Raw genomic sequence first — 19,512 nt, forward strand, 5'->3', positions numbered from 1 at the left:
TAATAGAAAGAAAATCACTCAACTAAAAATTGAGTGATTTTTTTATTTTCTAAGAGTATTTTTTTTGAAAATTAATTTACTACGATTACTTTTTTTGAAACTATTTTATGAGTAGCGAACTTTAATAAACTATCGGTTTTTATATGTCGATAATCATATTATAATTCATCTCGAATTAAACCTCCAATAAAAAAATTTCCTATTTCATCAAATTGATAAGAAATTTTTAAACTATTCGTATCTAACAAAATAGAATCTGCATAAATTCTAGAATTAGATTGATTTTCATTTTCTGGATAATATTCGGAAAATAATAAAAATCGAAATTGTACATATCCTTTTATTCTAGGCTCAATAATTGTGTCGAAAGTACGGTTATAGAAAGTTAATTTGGCTATGTTTTTTTCTCCTATCTTAACGGTATCTGGAAACTCAAAAAGTGATTCAATTTTAGAATTATCTCTGTAATTGACTTTATCTGCTGATTCATTAATTCGTTTATCACAGCTTATCAAAAGAAAACAAGTTGTTATTACTAAAAAGCACTTCAGCATTATCATAATTATTTAGTTATTCAAACTAATAAAAATCAATAAGAACTAAAGTAGTTATTATGAAATTTTAAAGTATTAAACACAAAGATTATAATATAAAATGTTAGAATAAGGTACTGAAAAAGTACAGAATACATGCCAAACTGGTTTCATTATAATTTTTAGATAGTTCAAAATTCTCAAACTTTTATATAAAATCACTCAACCAAAATCAATGTAACATTATTTTGAGCTAGTTGATAAACCGTTCTTTCGCCAATGCCAAAAGTAGCACCAGTTACCAAAATAACTTTATTCTTCAAGACTGAATTTGACCTAAAATCAATCCTTTTCTTTTTCGGAAATAAAAAACATTGAAGCAAAATAGAAATTGATTATTTAATATTAGATGGGCTCAAGCGATAAATACAACTTTAATTGCACAATATTTTTAGCAAAAAACCAGCTTGTTTTCAACGATTAATCAACCTCAGCGTTTTCTTTTTTATCAGGAAACATAATCGATACAATAACTGAAATAACCAAAATAGATCCTACAATCCCTAAAGAAATAGGTGAAGGAATATGATACCAAGGTGAAATCAACATTTTTACTCCAATAAAAGATAAAATAATGGCTAATCCATAAGGCAACTTACTGAACATGTGAATAAAATTTGCCAACAAGAAATACAACGAACGTAATCCTAAAATAGCAAATATATTTGATGTATATAATATAAATGGATCGTTTGATATTGCAAAAATTGCAGGTATTGAATCGACTGCGAATAACAAATCTGTAAATTCTATAACAGCAACTACAACTAATAAAGGTGTTGCCATTTTTACTCCATTTTGCATAGTAAAGAACTTATCACCATCATAATTATCAGATGTTTTCCAGAATTTTTTCACCAATCTTGCTCCTGCTGTGTTACTGAAATCTTCATCTTCATCGCCATCATCACCTCCCCAAGATTTGATTCCTGCATAAATTAAGAATATTCCAAAAAGAGTCATGACAACATTAATTTTTACATCTTTGCCCAGTAAACTCATTTCAGGTAAAAAAGTTAAATTTATAATCTCAACTCCAGCAAATATGAAAATTGCTCTAAAAAGCAAAGCCCCAATAATTCCCCAAAATAATACTTTGTGATGTAAATGTTTAGGTACCTTAAAGAAACCAAAAACTAAAATAAACACAAATAAATTATCTACTGATAAAGCCTTTTCAATCCAATATGCGGCTTGAAATTGTGTAAATTTCTCGATTGCTAATGCATGACCTCCGGCATCTTGATTAAACACATAATAAACTACGCCAGAGAAAACCATTGACAGCGAAATCCAAACAATAGACCAAATTGTTGCTTCTTTTGAAGAAACTTCGTGAGCTTTTTTATTAAATATACCTAAATCAAGTAGTAACATTATAATTACGACTATTCCAAAACCCCAAACTAAACCAGGATGAAGATCTATAATACTTTGTTGCATTTTATCAATTTAATTAGTTAATGTGATATAAAGAAGACGTCCTCCTTCTTCGTTTGATAATAGTATTTTTTTTCCGTTTGTTAATTCAACCATAGAATTAATTGGGATTTCAATATCTTCCGTAAGATCTTTCATTCCTTTTAATGATTGATTTACCAAGACCCATTTATTTTGATAAAAAGTAAAATATCCAACAGGAATTTTATCTTCTTTTGTTAAGGTTTCGTTTCTAATTACATTTTTAGAAACGTGCCATTTAAATAAATACTGATTATGATAAACCATTAATCGATGTCCTTCTGGTTTCCAAACATCATCTTTAAATTTGAAATATAAATCAATAACTGGCAGAGAACCTTGGTGCGATGTATTACAAAATGGACAAGTTGGTTTTGTTGTATTGTCAAAAACATACCATTTTTCATCACAATTTTTATTACTACACGGTTGGATTAAATCTACTGTTTTAAGAAGTGCTGTTTCCCATTCGTTTGCAATTGGTCTTAACATTGGATTATGTAATCCATCAATAAAAGCTCTTTCGAATAATTTTGATAGATATGGACCAGCAGATTTATATGATATTTTTTTAGGATCTCCCCAAAAAACATCCCATTTTCTCAGTTGATCTGATTTTACTCTATTTATGTTATCGGTTGGATGTTCAATAAAAATTGCTTTTTCACCCATTGCCAATAATTCATCTTTTTCTGAATCTAAATCCCAAATTTTGCCACCTCTTAACGGATGTCTTCTAAAAAGATACATATAAATCAATACGGCTAAAGCATGTAAATCTGTTTTTTGATTTGGCAATATTCTATTAGAATCACCAATTTTTAGATGCTTTGTTTTTAAAACTTCAGGAGCAATAAAATCAGCAGTGCCAATTACTTCGGGCGGAAACAATCCTGGAACAACTAGACCGTCTAAATCAATTATATTTGCTGATTTAGTAACAGGATCAATCAAAACATTATTGTAAGATAAGTCTGAATGAGCTAATCCCATTTGGTGCATTTTCTTGACTCCTCGACTGATATTGATGGCAATCTGAAAATAACTTAACCAATCACCTAATTCAGATTTATCCAAAGAAAGTGGATATTGTTTATTTCTAAACGAAGGCGACGTGAACCATTTGCCAACTTTTTCGCCATTTTTTATGGTATCATTTGCTGAATATCCTTTTTGAAAAAAGAATTTGGAACTATAAATTGGAACTATAACTCCTGTTATTCCATTTTTTTCAACTACGTCATACGGCCATCTAAAAATTTCATCCAGAAAATAATCAGATGAATTCCCTTTTTTAATGTTGTCTAAATACAACGTGACAATTCGTTTTAATCTATCTTTTTGATTAAAATCTAATTTATCTCTAAAAAAAGCAACGACATATTTTCTGTTTGGTGCAAAAAAAACATCTTTTACACCACCTTGTTTCGGATTGCCATCATCTACAAACTCGTAGTTTTTTGTTGGATCGATTATAGAACTAACTCTGATTATACCCATAATTAATAAATTATTGCAAGAGTTCTGTCATCATGATTTCCTTTGCTCCAAAAATCTAACCACTGTAAAAGTTCTATTTCTTGACTTCTAATATTCTCAAAATCAACCTTTACTTTATCTTCGTTTTCACCATTTAAATCTTTTAAAAAAATTTGCCATGCTTCTATATTTTCCAATTTATTTTCGGTAATGAATTTTGGATCATAAATCCCATCAGTCATTAAAAATAATTTATCGAAATGATCAAATCTGTTTATTGAAAATCGATTTACAATTTCTTTCGTGAAAATTTCAGGCATTGTTATGAAACGAGTTCCTCCTCCATATTCGCCCACATCTAAAGTGTTTAACAATTTTACATCTTGATGATTGTTATAAACAATATTTATTGGACAATCGCCCACACCAAAAGAAAGCACAACGTATCCAAAATCGAATTTCTTACACAATGAAAAAATCAATGTTGAATTCAAATCTTTAAGAAGCATTTCTTCTTGTTTGGCGAAATCAATTAATTGAGTATGCAGGTTACGCACTTCTTTATAAAGTGCATTGATGATTGAAGATTTATGTTTTACTCTTTCAACCTCATCTGTTTCTTGTTTATCCGAAAAAAAAGCTGTGACTTCAGTACTCAAAATATTTAAGATTTCTGCATTATTGAAACTCTCAGCTATAAATTCTGTTGCTAGTTTTGAACCTTGTCTTGCATATTTTGCAGAACCAGCTCCATCAGCAACAACGATAATCGCCCAATTATCAGGTAACATTTTTACGCTAAAATCATCATCTCTGAAAGTTCCATCATGAGCATGCGAGCGACCTCTTTTTGAAGCTACAATAATCTTTTTATCTAAAAAATCGCTCGAAAAAGAAGCTTCATCATTTTTAGGGAATTTTGCATTTTGATCGCTTGGTTTATTTAACCATAAATCTTTGGGATCAGCATTTACAATAAAAGGAATGATTTTTATATCTTCGCTTCTATTTCTGTCTAGTTTGTTATAAAAAACAATCTGAATATCAATGGTATTTGCAATATTCGGAATTCCGAAAATTCGATTTGTATTTGGATCAAATCTTAATCCGACAACATCTAAATTACGTATTTCTTTAATTACAATATTTGGGAATTCATGCAAATCAATTATAAAATCATATTCCTTTTTGGCATTAGCATTAGTGATAGATAAATGTTTTTCCTTAAAATCTTCTCTTTCTCTATACATATTAAATATTTCGATTATTTGATTTTTTAAACCAGATATTGTTTTGGATAATTCCGTTACTTTAGCATTGTCATTCAATTTATTAAGAGTAATATTAACTACCTTATTGATTTCAATATTATTTTCTGCTAATAATTGTTTTAAAAATAATTCCATTTTATCCAAGAGTTCGATTTATATCAAAATTACCATCACCAATTCCGTAATAACCTAAGTTTCCACACCAAGGACAAGTTGCTTCTCCGTCGCCAGAAATACAATGAATTCCACCACACAAGCAATGTGCTATTCCAATCTGATTGCCACAACAAGGACAATTTGGATTTCCATAAAGTTCATCTGAAGATATTTTTAGAGCATAATCCTTGTCGTTTGAATATTCTGTATAAGCGATTTCATCTATCTTATAAGCTCCATCCAATCTAAAAATTCGAGTTTGAAAATCAGGCAAGAATGAATTTTGAGATGATTTTCTAAATTTAATTAGATATAATTTTTCTGTTTGTGAGCATTTTCCATTCAAGACAACAAAATTTTCATCAGGTAGATTATGCTTTTTTGTAACATCAATTCTTTCAATTATATCATCATTAACTTTACTTAGATTAATACCATCAATGTTTGTATTATTAATGTTTTCGCTTGTAGCTTTAATTGAAGCTGTAATCCATTTAAAAAATTCTTTATATGCATTTGAATTTATATTATTAAATTTCAACACATTATCAGATATTTTACCCAACAGATTATAGTTTGTATTTTCGCCGATTGAAATAACCACAAGTATTGTTTTACTTTTATAATTATTATTCCATCTCTGAATTTCTTTTTCAGTATCATCGGTCGGAATTCCATCCGTAAACAAAAACACAATTGGTTTCCAATCACCTTTTTGCTCATAACTGGTTTTGGTAACTTCTCTATCAATAGAATTCATCAGTTCGTTCAAACCATTTGAAAGAGATGTTCCACTACCAATTGGAATTTTTGGTGGATAAAACGTAACAACATTTTGCAAAGGCGTTATAACTTTGCTTTTACCAGCAAAACCGATTATAGAAACCCAAACCGTTTCCAATGCATATGGATCGGTTTTTAATTCCTTTATAATTGTGGCAATTCCTTCTTGAACTTGTTCAATTGGTTCTCCAACCATTGATTCAGAAATATCGATTAAAAAATAGATTGGTAATCTTCTCATTTCAATGTAGTTTGTATTTTATTATTAATCTTATGAGCCATGATTTTATAATTTTTATCTAAACATTTCATCTAACAATTTGAATATTTATCAAAAAATGTAACTAGATAAAATCACCCTTTTTTGATAAATCAGTTAATCTGAAATAAACCGATTTAAATTATAATGTTCAATTCACTCGGAGGTGGCGGTAAATCAATTGTTTCGCCTATTCCTTTTGATTTACTACTCATTTCAATAGAAGAACTTACCCATTTAAAAAATGTAGTTAATGTATTTACATCGGTAGTATCTAGTTTTACAACATTATCTGTTAGCTCCTGTAAAAAATTCACTTCTGCTTTTGGACCAGCTGCACAACCTACAATTACTCCAAAATCTAATGCTTTTACCTTAGGGATAAACTCACGATATTTTTGTAAATCAGAAGGTTTTCCGTCTGTAAAAATAAACAACAACGGTTTCCAATCTCCCTTGCGTTCATTTGTACCTTTTATAAGTTCTCTTCCAACTAAATTTGTTAATACTTCCAACGCTTGCCCCGTATGTGTAGGACCGCTATCTGGGCAAAAAATCTCTACTGGTTGAAAACTTGCTAAATCAGTTAAAGGCACAATATTTTGCACTTCTCTATCAAACGTAATCACACTAATATGCAATGAATCCATAGCTTGCGGATCTGTTCTTAGCATGTTAACTAATCCATTAAAACCATTATTCAAGGCTTGAATAGCTTCTCCACGCATCGAACCCGAAGTATCTAAAAGGAAATAAGCTAATAATCTCCTATTCATTACGAAACAATTACTAATTCTGAAGGTGGTGGTGGCAATTGATCCAAACCTGTGATCTCTTTTCCTGATTCTTCAACTTTTGTCGAAGAAGTAGATATTGAAGCTGTAACCCATTGAAAGAATTTTGAAATACTTTCTGAGTCAGCGCTATCTAATCTTACTACAGATTCGGTAATTTGTCTTAAAACAGAATCATCAGCATCGCTACCTGCGGCACATCCAACAATTAAACCTTTGTTTACAGATTTTAATTTATTCAGTCCTGCTTGCCAATCATCAGTAGGAACTCCATCGGTCATTATAAATGTCATTGGTTTCCAATCTCCTTTTTGTTCTAATGTGGTTTTATTGATTTCTGTCTGAAGTTTATCAGCTAACAAACTCAAAGCTAAACCTAGTGAAGTTACACCTGCTGCTTTGATATCAACCATTTGAAAAGAAGCTAAGTCTGTCAAAGGAACAATTTGCTTGGCATCCGTATCAAATGTAATTATGCTTACAAATGCAGTTTCGATTGCTTGTGGATTTTGACGAAGCGAATGCATCATCATTTGTACGCCATTTTTTACAGCTTCGATTGGTTCACCTGTCATTGACCCAGAAGTGTCTAATAATAAATATACTGGTAATCTTCTCATTTTTTATTTCTTTTAAAAAAGTAAGACTTAAATTAGTTTTTCGCTGTTAATAATATTTTCAGCTTGTATAAATAAACAGCTGAATTCTAGCAAACTCTAAAAAAAAATTTACTAAAACATGAAAAACATTCTATTTCTTACCTTTTGTTATATTTTACAAATAGGTTCTTTGAACTGTTACTACAGTTTCTTCTAATTCTCTATCTCTTGTTGGTTCACCAATTGCATTGAATTTCCATTCGTTATTTCTTTTATAAAAAACACCCATAACCATAGAAACACTTCCTGAAAAATTTGGTTCTTTAGCGATATTATAAGTTGCGAAAACATTATTAACTCTTGAAGGAGAACCTTCGAAAATACGTATTGACGCAAATGGAATATCAGCAAAATCATGACCTTGGAAACTATTCAAAACAAATGCAACAAACTCCACAGACGGATTTAATCTAGAGAAATCTAAAGTTATAATTTCGTTATCTAATCCATCGTCGCCAGATAAATCGCCTGTTAAATCGTCGCCACTGTGTCTAATTGAACCATCTTTGGAAAAAAGATTTCCGAAAAAAATAAGATCAACAACATTCTTTGAACCATCGTATAAAACGCAACTTGCATCTAAATCAACTGCTTCTTTAGAAACACCGCCAAACCAACCTTTTTTTTCAATAACTCCCCAATTTACTCCAACACATACATTTTGTAAATCAGAACCGTTTTCTTTTTTTAAGTTAATTCGTTGTCCTTTCTGTAAATCGATTGCCATTATCTATTAATTGTATTTATTTAAATAATCTTCTAATCCACCTCTCATTCCTGAACCTACTGCCTCAAATTTCCATTCGCCATTTCTACGATAAATTCGTCCGAATTCTACAGCTGTTTCGATAGAAAAATCTTCTTCTAATTCATACTTCAACAATTCTTGATTTGAACTTGCGTCAACAATTCGAATAAATGAATTACGAACTTGTCCGAAATTTTGATTTCTATCATTAGCGTCATGAATTGTAATTACGATACATATTTCACTTGCATTATCTTCAATTTTTGATAAATCAACAATGATTTGTTCATCATCTCCATCTCCATCTCCTGTTAAGTTATCTCCAGTGTGAACTACTGATTCGTTTGGTGCTTTTAAGTTGTTATAAAAAATAAAATGTCGATCTGTTAATATTTTTTTATTTTCGCCAAGTATAAAAACCGATGCGTCCAAATCAAAAGCATTTCCTGTTGAAGTAGTGTTTGTATCCCATCCTAATCCAACAATAAATTTTGGAGCATTTATATTTTCTCTTTGTCCTTTTTGTAAGTTGATTGCCATAATGTATTATTTAAAAAATTTATATTTCTTTGATATTCTAATATTTGATAATAATCGTTACTGATAGCTAAGTTCAAAAGCTTTAATCGTTGTGAAAATGAAATCTGGTTTAGCACAAGTTCAAAATCTTTAGAAGTGAGCATTAATAAATACTTAACTATTCTTGTATTAAACTCGAAATAGTTTGAATTAATTAAAGCTATAATGTCATTTATACTTTTTAAAGAATAATAGTTATAATGATTTTCTATATTCGGATGTATATCTGGATTCATCAATTCGGCATAATAAACAAATAAAAACTTACCAGAAACTTTAAATTGTTCTAGTATTTTTTTTACTGTTTTTTCATGACTTCCGGTGATTTTTATATCATCTAAAAAAAGGCAACATTTGTTTTCTATAAAATGTTTATCTATGTAATATGTATCATTAGAAATTAGCGCTAAGCGTTCTTCAAAATTCATATTACCATAGTCTTGAATATACGATTGATTTCGGAAAATTTTACTTTCGATACAAGCCTTTTTCCCATTTAAAAACAAAAAATGATTTAGATTTTCTTTAAAAAAAGCACACAGAAAATTTGAAGCAGTTGGTATAGAATTATAAGGACTTGGAAACAAAATTATCTCTGATTGTTCAAGTAAAAAATCACCATATTCTTTTATAAAATTATCGAAGAGGTCTTTAGCAAATTTTTTGGCATAAAGCGTATCTCCGAACTTGAATCGACTGTATTCATTTTCATCAAACGGACAAATTTCCTTTTGAATAATTTTATGTAAACTAAATCTTCTTTCCATATTTTCACGAGTCGTTTCTGTATAATAATGCTTGAAATCCAACATTCAATGCGCCTTCAAAATCTGCCACTGGATTATCTCCAATATGAATTATTTCGTTTCTATTTATTGTTTTGATTTTGATTGCGTTATCAAATACCAATTCAAACATTTTATTATTGGGTTTGGAAAAACCAGTTTCATCTGAATAAAGTTGAAATGAAAAAAAGTTAGATAATTCATAGTAATCCAAAATCTTACGTAAAGTTTCACCATGAATAAATCCAGTATTACTTAAAATATTAGCCGTTTTTCCAGAATTTATTATTTCATTCAATATGAAATGTAAATGTGGATTTAACAACTCTGGTTTATATTGAAAAAAAAGTTCGTCACATAACAAGCAAAAATCATCTAACATCTGATTATTTATAGATTCAATCTTGCAATTGAGTTTATTTAAAATCAATAAGTAAATGTTGGAACGATTAAAATGCGTACCTGTGATTTCACTGATGTTATTACACAACACATCATAATATCTCACAACACGTTGTAATTCTTCAAGAGGTTGAGAAATAGCAAAAAAATCTTTCAATAATTCATCTCGTTTTTTCTTATAATCTGGGTTTGATTTTATAATTGTTAGCCATAAATCGAATGAAAAATGTTGATATAAATCAATATTTAACTTCATCTTATTGATACGTGTAATTTCTTAAAATATCAATAAAACTATCTGTACTATGTAAATCTCCAAGTGCTCTAAACTTCCATTCGCCATTGTGTCTATATAGTTCAGAGAAAACCATCGAACACATTCCATTCATACTTGCATCGCCTGATAAGCTATATTTTGCAATCTCTTTTCCTTTTGCATCAATTGCACGGATAAAAGCATTTTCTACCATTGAGAAATTTTGGCTATTTTGACGGCCTTGATAAATAGTTACGATAAACAAAATTTTCTGATAAATCTGATCCAATTGATCTAGTTTAACAATAATTTGTTCATCATCGCCATCACCTGCTCCCGTTCGATTATCTCCAGTTAACCAAATATTTCCACTTGGATGATTTTTAGAATTGAAGAAAATAACATCACCTTCATAAAGACTGATCTGTTGTCCGTTTTGAGCTTGAACAGTTCTTCCAAGATTCGCAACTTTTCCATTACTATCTAATAAAAGTGCAATTGCATCTAAATCATATTCTTCTTCTTTACTTCCAAACAATTTGTTTAAAAATCCACTTTGTTTTTGACGAACGTCCCATCCTAAACCAATAGTTACTTTTGAAAGGTCATAAATATTTTCACCTTTGTCATTTTTTCTAAGATCAATAGTTTGACCTTTTTTTAAATTTATTGCCATTATATTGAATTATTTAATTATTTCTCCATCATAATATTTCTCTAAAAAGAAACTTAAATCAGCCTGATAGCCAATTCCAGAAGCTTCAAATTTCCAACTGCCATTACGTTTATAAAGTCTTCCGAATTCTACACCCGTTTCAGTAGAAAAATCTTCATCTAATTCGTATTTTGCAATTTCTTCGTTATTGTTATTATCAACGATTCTGATATAAGAATTTCTTACTTGTCCGAAATTTTGTCTTCGTGTTTCAAAATCTTCAATTGTAACTACAAATAAAATCTCAACAACTCTTTCGTCTAATTTGGAAAGATCAACCAATATTGATTCATCATCATCGCCATTGCTATTGCCACCCGTAGGATCATCTCCCGTATGAATTAAAGAACCATCTGGAGAATTCAGATTATTATAAAAAATAAAAAAATCGTCAGATATTAATTTTCTATTAGTGTTTATCATTATTGCAGAAGCATCTAAATCAAATGCGTGACCAGTTCCTTCATTTGGATCCCATCCCAAACCAATTGAAATATTTGTTAATCCAATATCAATCTTTTGACCTTTAACTAAATTTATAGCCATTTTAATATTTATTTAAATACAATTGCATATATACTACTTTTTTTTAACATAAAAAACTATTAAAAAGCATCATTTTAGTTTGAATCTTAACTTTTTTTGTCAGAAAGTATTAAATCCCAATAAACATCAGGATTTTGATTTTCTATTTATCACATAACTTTTTAAAATAAATACGATTTTGGTGACAAAAAATAAATTTGAGAATGAATGTTAATAAGAAAATTAACCTTGAAAAAACTATTATAAAAAAAAGAAGCTGTCTCAAATTTATTATTTGAGACAGCTTCTTTTATAGATTATAAAAAATGAAATGTAGCTAATTAAACTGAAATTAATTGGCTTTAAAAAATCAAAAATTCGTTTTATGAAAAATGATATGGATAGCCAATTTCATTTAGGTCGTTTTCCAATTGTTCCCAATCTTCAAGTTCATCAACAATTGTTAAAACCATTTTTTTGGTCAACGTTTTTCCGTTATAAATATCGTTCACCGTTTCTAATGGAATTCCTGTTTCGATAAAACATTCATCAAAATATTCTGTAGCCCAATCTATATAGGTTTGCGGTTCACCATCAAAAACAGCTAGCATTTCCTGAGAATTATCATCAAAATCTTCGACTTGCCCAATTTTCCATTTGTCATCATCTTTAGAAATCCAAATACAGAATGTTGTACCTATAGAATTTACAGGTTCTCCGTAAATAAATTCATCAAAAATTACAGGTACGTTTTTAGTCAATTTTTCTTTTTCACGATACGGATATTCATGAGCAAAACCATTGATTACACATCCATTTTGATTAAATAAAATAAGCATCTGATCTCCTGAACCATTTCGCATTTCGAAAAACTCTTCGGAATCTGACCAATTTTTGTTGTAAGAATAATAACGAAATGGCCATTCTTGAGAAAGTATTGCGTCTAAAACAGAAATTGCTTTACAAATTGTTTGTAATTTATTTTGATTTGGTATGTTTAATTCTTTGCTTGAAATCATTTTTAAAATTTTATATTCGATTATTCATTGTTATGAAATACTTCTTTATGATACAATAATTTTCAATTTTACATCTTTATTTTTTCTTCGGTAAAAACCTGGAAATAGAATGATATATTATCTTCATTACCATTATAAAATCTCTTGAATGCTTTGGCAATTGGATCAGTAATCGTTCCGTTTTGCAATTTGATAACGATAGGCATCATTGTTATACCGTTTGGTAAATTTGTTTCATCTTGTTTTATCCACTCAGCTTTACAATTCTCAACCATCACTTGACCAACATAACAACCTGCTATAAAAATAGTTTCCGCAAAATCATTTACTGTTAAACCTTCGTCTTTGAAACGTTGCAAAAAAAGGTCAATAAATTTCAAAGATTCAACAGAAAAATCTAAATCAATATCATCATTTTCTTTGACTACATGACGGAATTGCAAGGCAAAATTCAAACCATTGTTTGGTGTTGGAGTAAATTGAAGATTCAAATTACGAGTTGGCATTGGTCCGTTGTTATCTTTTTTGTTTGTTCCAAATAACCTATTAAATAGTTTCATACAAATACCTTATTTCTTGTTCAATTTAAAAAATATGTAAGCAAAAATTCTACGATTTATACTTCATCTAACACAATTTTAATTTCATTTTCAAAAATAATTCCGTTTCGATTTACAGTTAATAAATGCTTAATTGCCTTATGAGATTTATACGTTTTTTCAGTAAAATCATTCTCGATTTGAACCTTATCGATTGCCTCTGAAAGCTCGTTTATTTTAACGTCAGACCAATTTCCTGTTCCAAAATATAATACGTGATTGTCATTTGGTTTTATAGAAAAGTAAACTGAATCATTACTTGAAAATCGATTCAAAGGATTAAAATCTGAATTATGTTTTTTAAGTATTAATACTTTTATAATCTGATTTGATTTATTTTCAAATGTTATAAAATGTATTGGATCACAACTTTGAAAAAGAAATGAAAATACAAACAATACGAGCAATCTAAATTTCATAATTTATATTTATTTTTCAAAAATCTCAGAAAAATCAGCCTTCTTTATTCCAATTTTTAGATGAAGATCTATAAACATTTGATTCGCCAACACTCAATCCGTACCAAACAATATAAGCCGAATCATTGAGTTTCTCATAAAAAACAGCAGAATCCATTTCTTCTTTCAAACCAAGTTCTTTAACACTTTCAGGAAATCTGTTTTCATTACTTTTAAATAATTCAATCTTCTTTATAATGATTTCAGCAGATTGTTTCTTTTCATCATTTAGACTACAACTAAAAACACAAATTGAACAAAGTAAAATTAATACTATTTTAAAATTTATCATTTTCATTTTTATATAAACGAAATAAAGATTCGGACATCTACAAAAATTTAATCCAAAACATCCACTTCTATTTTAGAACCCAATAAAAACTCGTAAATATCTGTAATACTAAAAGTTACAGAATCCATTATCGGAGTCGAAATAATAGAAACGTTCTTAATACAGAACATTTAACGCATCGTTTTGAAAAAGAAAAAGTTACGAAATTTTATGTAAATACTTTTACTAAAAAAAGGAAATTTCACCAAAAGAAATTTCCTTTTTGTTCTATTTTTAAATGATTGGATTGCAAATCTGAGCTATCTAGAAATAAATTTTTAAATATTAAGCTAACATACCGTTTTATCTGTAGATATCCATCCTCTAACTAAATCCATAATATTTAATACAAAATTTTCTTGTTCTTCTGGATCTAATTCATTTCTTAAGTTTTATAGACGCCATCATGTGTTTTTTCTTCATTTTTTAATATTCTTAAAATAATTAACAGCTTCATCTAAATACGAATTCAATATTATTATTAAAAATTCATTTCTCATTTTTTATTTGCATGTTACTTTTTTAAACTTATTTTATAAATCGATTAAATACTTATTAAATTCATTAAAAGTCATAGGTTTATAAGCTTGTATAGTTCCATATCTTGGCTTTTTGAAGGTTTCGAATTTGAAAATAGTTAGCTTAATTCTATCTTAAAATCTGTAGCAGTAAAAATTTCAATTAAGATATCTGTATATTTTTGTTTATACTTTTTGAAGGATTTTGGTGTATTTAAAATTTTTTCTAAATGAGAAAAATTATTAATACATACTTTATTATTAGATTCGTTTCTCAAAAAAGATCTTAAACAATCTTCCAGACCATCTAAATCTTGACCTAAATAACCCTTGTCCAAAAAAAATAACTCACCTAGGTAACAATACAAATCTCTTTCTGAATTTACCTCTAGTGATTCAAAAAATATTTCTTTTTCAGGAATGAAAACAGTTTGAATACCACTCCAAAATAAACAAGCCTCAATCCAAACTTTTTTTCTCAGATTTGTAAGATTTCTCCAAGCATATTTTTCTTCGTTATTTATCCATGATTGGATTAGGCTTAAATAAAACGATGTTTGATATGGTTCCAAATATGTATCTCTATCTATTTTTAGAGAAAAAATCTCATAATACCCTTTTTTTATATTTGTGTTTTCAAAGCAATACAAATAATAACCTCTAGAATTTATGGCTAAATCTAGATATTCTTCTTTTTCAAGTGTAATATCTTTTGTAAATTCAACTTTCTCAAAAACAATTTCATAATATCCTTTCTTTATTTGGATTTCTAAAAAAGAAGATTGAGCAATTTCTTTACTATCAAATTCAATAGTTATATCTATTTTTTTACTCATTATGTACACTTTAATATATCCCTATCAGTAGAAACGACACCGTAATTATGATCTATTACATATCCATACAAAGTAGGGTTACCACCAGCCAACCCAATTGGGATTTAGAGATGTAATTACCGCTTTCGCTGTGGTAATAACGGAAACGATTATAATAAAGACCGCCTAATTCTTTGTTTTGAAAAAGTAAAAGTTACGGAATTTTATGTAAACACTTTCACTAAAAAAAGGAAATTTCATTAGTTTGAAATTTCCTTTTTGTTTTATTTTTTATAGAAAGGCGTTTTAACCACTTTTGCTAAAACATCATTCTTACGAATTCTGATGTAAATCTCGCTTCCTTCAGTTGAAAATTCTTTTGGAACATATCCCATTCCAATTCCTTTTCCTAAAGATGGTGATTGCGTTCCTGAAGTTACTTTCCCAATAACGTTTCCGTCCTTATCAACGATTTCGTAATCATGACGAGGAATTCCTCTTTCGATTAATTCAAATCCAACTAATTTATTTTTAACTCCAGCTTCTTTTTCAGCTTTTAAGTTTTCTGAATTAGTAAATTCTTTAGTGAATTTAGTAACCCATCCTAAACCTGCTTCCAAAGGAGAAGCTTCGTCAGTGATTTCGTTTCCATATAAACAGTAACCCATTTCTAAACGTAACGTATCACGAGCCGCCAATCCGATTGGTTTGATATCCCAAGCTGCACCAGCTTCGAAAACTTTATTCCAAATAGCTTCAACATCTTCGTTTTTTGCATAAATTTCAAAACCTCCAGAACCTGTGTAACCAGTTGCAGAAACAATTACGTTTTCAACACCTGCGAAAGTTCCTGTTTCAAAATGATAAAACTTGATAGCAGCCAAATCTAAATCTGTTAAACTTTGCATTGCTTCAACCGCTTTTGGTCCTTGAATTGCTAATAAAGAATATCCATCAGATAAGTTTTCCATAGTTGCATTTACATCATTTTTAGAAGAAACCCAGTTCCAATCTTTATCAATGTTTGATGCGTTAACAACCATTAAATATTCTTCATCGCTTACTTTATACGTAATGATATCGTCAACTACTCCACCGTTATCGTTTGGAAAATAGCTGTATTGTGCTTTACCATTTGTCAAAGTAGAAGCATCATTTGAAGTAACTTTTTGAACTAAAGCTAAAGCATTTGGTCCAGAAATTTTGAATAATCCCATGTGAGATACATCAAAAACACCAACACCATTTCTAACTGTATCGTGTTCTATATTTACGCCTTCGTATTGAACTGGCATATTAAATCCAGCGAAAGGAACCATTTTTGCTCCTAAAGCTTCGTGTACGTGGTTTAAAGCAACTTGTTTCATTGTGTTGTTTACTTAAATTTTGAAAGCGAATGTAATTCTTTTTTTAGAGTTTTAAAAATTTTAACCTCAAGATAATGCGAATCTTTTTAAATACGAAAAAACGGTTTCCATAATTGAAAACCGTTTTAATATTAATTATTTTTCTCTTACAATTTGTATCCAACCCGTAATCATTTCTCTTGGTGTTTGAATGGCATAAAAATACGTTCCGCTTGGTAATGGATTTCCGTTTTTATCTTGACCAATCCATTCGTTTTTATAACCTTGCCCAAAAACATAAACTTCTTTTCCATAGCGATTAATTACTTTCAATCCCATAACTTCAAGATTATTCAAAGTAAATGTATCATTAAGTCCATCGCCATTTGGTGAAATTCCTTTCGGAATCAAACAATTTACATCGGCTAAATCAATAGAAGCGATTTGCGTACAACCTTCTGGAGTTGTTACCTCAACATTATAACTTCCGTCTTCTTCGACAAAAAATTCATTGTTTGTCGAATTAATTCCATTTCCTGACCATTGATAAGTTAAATTACTCCAAACGCCATTTTCACTAATATCTAAAATCGAAAGTAAATATTTATTTTCAAAACAACCGCCTTGAATCACAATATCAATATCTCGAGTAATCTTAATTGTTGTTTCAAATTCTTTCGATTCGCCACATCTAGGTTCAGCAACGTTGTATTTATATTTAACTATATATTCTCCAGGTTCGGTCAATTCAACATTAATTTCACCCGTTTGTGCGTTAATGTCCAATCCAGCTGAACCACTGAATATTCCTCCAAAAGTAAAATCATTTGGAGTGATTGGTGATACTTTATCATGGTTACTTTTACAAATTGGATTTTGATAAGCAAAATTAACTATCGGAATTTCGTATGCTTTAAAATCTAAAATAATTGGAGCAATCGTTACACAATCATTAAATCCAATAGTAGCAATTCTAACATAAATAGTTTGGGATTGTGATATAATAAAATTCTGAATATCAATTGAACTTACATTATCAATAGCATTTTGATTTGTATTGAAATACGTAATTTGATAATTAGCGTTATTTTGATTTGATAAAAATGTATTCGTTAAAGCTTCGAAATCTACTTGCTGAACACCGTCTGGTTCTAAATCACAAACTAAAAATGGACTTGGAATCAATGTTGCATCAAACGGATTGATAAAAGTTACAACAATTTCATCACTAATACTTGATTGCGTACAATTTTCTTTTTCAACTTCAATTTTATACGTTCCTGATTCAGTAACGGAAATATTTAAAGTATTGTAAAGATTAACATCCATCAAAATATTATCTTTAAACCATTTGATAGAGGTTATATCTCCATCTCCGATTGTGTCAATTATACCAGATAAATCAACACTTGGCGTATTACAAACAGTGATATCTTCGCCTAAATCTACCTCACATAAAAAATCACAATTCGTAGAACCTGCACCTGGAGCATTAGAATTGGTTTGTTCTAATTTGATAAAACCAGACAAACCGTCCCAGTTTGCAATAAGTACCGCATATATTTGTCCAACTTGTGCATTTGGAATTGACATCGTTTCAATGGCTGCTGGACTTGGACTACAATCTACAATATTTCCATAAGGATAAAAATTTGGATTAACTGCTCCAGGATTTACAACTTGTAAATATCCCGGACAAGCCGAACAATATTCGATTTCTATATTTGAGCAGGCTTGATCTAACGAATTAAAAGGTCCAAAAGCCACATAATCAACATCAAGAGGAGTTCCGGTTGGAACACCAGATGCATTAAAAGATGTATTTTGAACAATATTAAATTCTAAATTTCCTGGAGTATCAACTTCAAAATAATACCAAATCGCATTTGGTGTAAATCCTAAACAACCAATTGGTCCATAGCCCGAAGTATTACTTGAACCAAAATTATTTTGAAATACAATAGCTCCAGAATCACCACAAAACGGATTTGCTAAAGCTGCACTTGGAATGGTTTTAAAATATTCTGGTGTCCAATTACTTTTCGAAGTTGCACTACAAATAGCTCGAACCCAAACGGTGTACCAAGTATCGGCAACCAATCCAGTCGTAGAAAAAGAATTGATATTTGTAAGCGTTCCTGTAGCTAAAGGAGGTGAACCAGCAGATACAACACAAAATTCCCATTGTGTTTCATTCTGTCCTGGATTCCAACTAAAATCAACTGTAGTCTGGTTTACACAACTAACCAAATGCGTTATATCTTTACAAGCTGGTTTTGCATCAATAATTACATCATCTAAATAAACTCCTCTTCCTAAAGGATAAGCGTTTCGATTTACTTGAAATCCTACATTGATAACTCCAGTCAGAGGCAGCAATGTTTGAATATTAACCAAATCAACCTTAACCTCAACATAAAAATCATTTTGAAAAGTTTTACCAGGAAGAATGGTAGTTGTAAAATTTGCTAAATTAGCACCTCCAGTAGTTGAAACAGCAACCTTAATTACTTGGTCAACTTGCCAATTTCCGTGTAAATGAGGTGACAATTTTACATGAAATTTTAATTCTTTAGTTCCTGGAATTGCATCTAAATTTATATTCGGAGAAATCAACCAATCATTTGTTGAACCAAAAGATAAATTTTGAACTGGTAATTGCTTACAACCATTCCCTTCATTAGTATTTGTTGAGCTAGTAGTCCAAGCAACATTATCATTGTTTACATTAAAAGCATTCCAACAATTGGCTGAGGTTGAAGCTGTATTGAATGTTTCATGAAATGGAACTGGAAAAATAGTTGCACATTGATCAAAAAAAGCTCTTTCAGCTACTTGCCTTTTGAATGATTCAATCAAATCTTTATCCTTAATATTTTTATCGGATGCAAACGCATTCAAACAAATTAAAGAGGTGATTAAAAATAATAGAAATAAAGTAGTTTTTTTCATGCTAATAAT

The 19,512-nt window shown here is 29.5% G+C and carries 21 protein-coding genes; all 21 read right to left on the reverse strand.

Annotation, left to right across the window (positions count from 1 at the left end; genetic code table 11):
• Window positions 1-158 precede the first annotated feature (158 nt).
• Complete coding sequence (locus tag EG240_RS09915) at window positions 159-515, reverse strand: hypothetical protein (RefSeq protein ID WP_125019243.1); 357 nt, start codon at window positions 513-515, stop codon at window positions 159-161.
• A 498-nt stretch (window positions 516-1,013) separates the two neighbouring features.
• Window positions 1,014-2,036: a TerC/Alx family metal homeostasis membrane protein gene (locus tag EG240_RS09920; RefSeq protein ID WP_125019244.1), complete on the reverse strand. Its 1,023-nt coding sequence runs from the start codon at window positions 2,034-2,036 to the stop codon at window positions 1,014-1,016.
• A gap of 9 nt (window positions 2,037-2,045) precedes the next feature.
• On the reverse strand, window positions 2,046-3,554 hold the full coding sequence (locus tag EG240_RS09925; protein WP_125019245.1) for a helix-hairpin-helix domain-containing protein: 1,509 nt from the start codon (window positions 3,552-3,554) through the stop codon (window positions 2,046-2,048).
• 2 nt (window positions 3,555-3,556) lie between these two features.
• Window positions 3,557-4,939 (reverse strand): PP2C family serine/threonine-protein phosphatase, encoded by a 1,383-nt coding sequence (locus EG240_RS09930; RefSeq protein ID WP_125019246.1) that lies wholly within the window; start codon window positions 4,937-4,939, stop codon window positions 3,557-3,559.
• 1 nt (window position 4,940) lies between these two features.
• On the reverse strand, window positions 4,941-5,984 hold the full coding sequence (locus EG240_RS09935) for a TerY-C metal binding domain-containing protein (protein ID WP_125019247.1): 1,044 nt from the start codon (window positions 5,982-5,984) through the stop codon (window positions 4,941-4,943).
• 155 nt (window positions 5,985-6,139) lie between these two features.
• Complete coding sequence (locus tag EG240_RS09940) at window positions 6,140-6,778, reverse strand: vWA domain-containing protein (protein ID WP_125019248.1); 639 nt, start codon at window positions 6,776-6,778, stop codon at window positions 6,140-6,142.
• Window positions 6,778-7,416 carry a vWA domain-containing protein gene (locus EG240_RS09945; RefSeq protein ID WP_125019249.1) on the reverse strand — a complete coding sequence of 213 codons (639 nt, stop codon included), beginning with the start codon at window positions 7,414-7,416 and terminating at the stop codon, window positions 6,778-6,780. The genes EG240_RS09940 and EG240_RS09945 overlap by 1 nt, the downstream gene beginning before the upstream one ends.
• Before the next feature lie 154 nt (window positions 7,417-7,570).
• Complete coding sequence (locus tag EG240_RS09950) at window positions 7,571-8,182, reverse strand: TerD family protein (RefSeq protein WP_125019250.1); 612 nt, start codon at window positions 8,180-8,182, stop codon at window positions 7,571-7,573.
• 6 nt (window positions 8,183-8,188) lie between these two features.
• A complete protein-coding gene (locus EG240_RS09955; RefSeq protein ID WP_125019251.1) occupies window positions 8,189-8,743 on the reverse strand; it encodes a TerD family protein in 555 nt (184 codons plus the stop codon).
• Window positions 8,704-9,549 (reverse strand): phosphoribosyltransferase family protein, encoded by an 846-nt coding sequence (locus EG240_RS09960; RefSeq protein WP_125019252.1) that lies wholly within the window; start codon window positions 9,547-9,549, stop codon window positions 8,704-8,706. The genes EG240_RS09955 and EG240_RS09960 overlap by 40 nt, the downstream gene beginning before the upstream one ends.
• 4 nt (window positions 9,550-9,553) lie before the next feature.
• On the reverse strand, window positions 9,554-10,225 hold the full coding sequence (locus EG240_RS09965; RefSeq protein ID WP_125019253.1) for an HAD family hydrolase: 672 nt from the start codon (window positions 10,223-10,225) through the stop codon (window positions 9,554-9,556).
• Window position 10,226: 1 nt separating this feature from the next.
• On the reverse strand, window positions 10,227-10,901 hold the full coding sequence (locus tag EG240_RS09970) for a TerD family protein (RefSeq protein WP_125019254.1): 675 nt from the start codon (window positions 10,899-10,901) through the stop codon (window positions 10,227-10,229).
• 9 nt (window positions 10,902-10,910) lie between these two features.
• A complete protein-coding gene (locus EG240_RS09975) occupies window positions 10,911-11,486 on the reverse strand; it encodes a TerD family protein (RefSeq protein WP_125019255.1) in 576 nt (191 codons plus the stop codon).
• 362 nt (window positions 11,487-11,848) lie between these two features.
• On the reverse strand, window positions 11,849-12,484 hold the full coding sequence (locus EG240_RS09980; protein ID WP_125019256.1) for a hypothetical protein: 636 nt from the start codon (window positions 12,482-12,484) through the stop codon (window positions 11,849-11,851).
• Window positions 12,485-12,552: 68 nt separating this feature from the next.
• Window positions 12,553-13,044 (reverse strand): hypothetical protein, encoded by a 492-nt coding sequence (locus EG240_RS09985; protein ID WP_125019257.1) that lies wholly within the window; start codon window positions 13,042-13,044, stop codon window positions 12,553-12,555.
• A gap of 56 nt (window positions 13,045-13,100) precedes the next feature.
• Window positions 13,101-13,502, reverse strand: coding sequence for a hypothetical protein (locus tag EG240_RS09990; protein WP_125019258.1), 402 nt, complete (start codon window positions 13,500-13,502; stop codon window positions 13,101-13,103).
• Window positions 13,503-13,536: 34 nt separating this feature from the next.
• A complete protein-coding gene (locus tag EG240_RS09995; protein ID WP_125019259.1) occupies window positions 13,537-13,839 on the reverse strand; it encodes a hypothetical protein in 303 nt (100 codons plus the stop codon).
• Between the two features lie 41 nt (window positions 13,840-13,880).
• On the reverse strand, window positions 13,881-14,003 hold the full coding sequence (locus tag EG240_RS16970) for a hypothetical protein (protein WP_262674887.1): 123 nt from the start codon (window positions 14,001-14,003) through the stop codon (window positions 13,881-13,883).
• A 506-nt stretch (window positions 14,004-14,509) separates the two neighbouring features.
• Complete coding sequence (locus EG240_RS10000) at window positions 14,510-15,226, reverse strand: hypothetical protein (RefSeq protein ID WP_125019260.1); 717 nt, start codon at window positions 15,224-15,226, stop codon at window positions 14,510-14,512.
• 263 nt (window positions 15,227-15,489) lie between these two features.
• Window positions 15,490-16,572, reverse strand: coding sequence for a glycine cleavage system aminomethyltransferase GcvT (gene gcvT, locus EG240_RS10005; RefSeq protein WP_125019261.1), 1,083 nt, complete (start codon window positions 16,570-16,572; stop codon window positions 15,490-15,492).
• Between the two features lie 135 nt (window positions 16,573-16,707).
• Window positions 16,708-19,503, reverse strand: coding sequence for a T9SS type B sorting domain-containing protein (locus EG240_RS10010; protein ID WP_125019262.1), 2,796 nt, complete (start codon window positions 19,501-19,503; stop codon window positions 16,708-16,710).
• Window positions 19,504-19,512: the final 9 nt, after the last annotated feature.

The organism is Paenimyroides tangerinum (assembly GCF_003865405.1).
In the GTDB taxonomy this organism is placed as follows: domain Bacteria; phylum Bacteroidota; class Bacteroidia; order Flavobacteriales; family Flavobacteriaceae; genus Flavobacterium; species Flavobacterium tangerinum.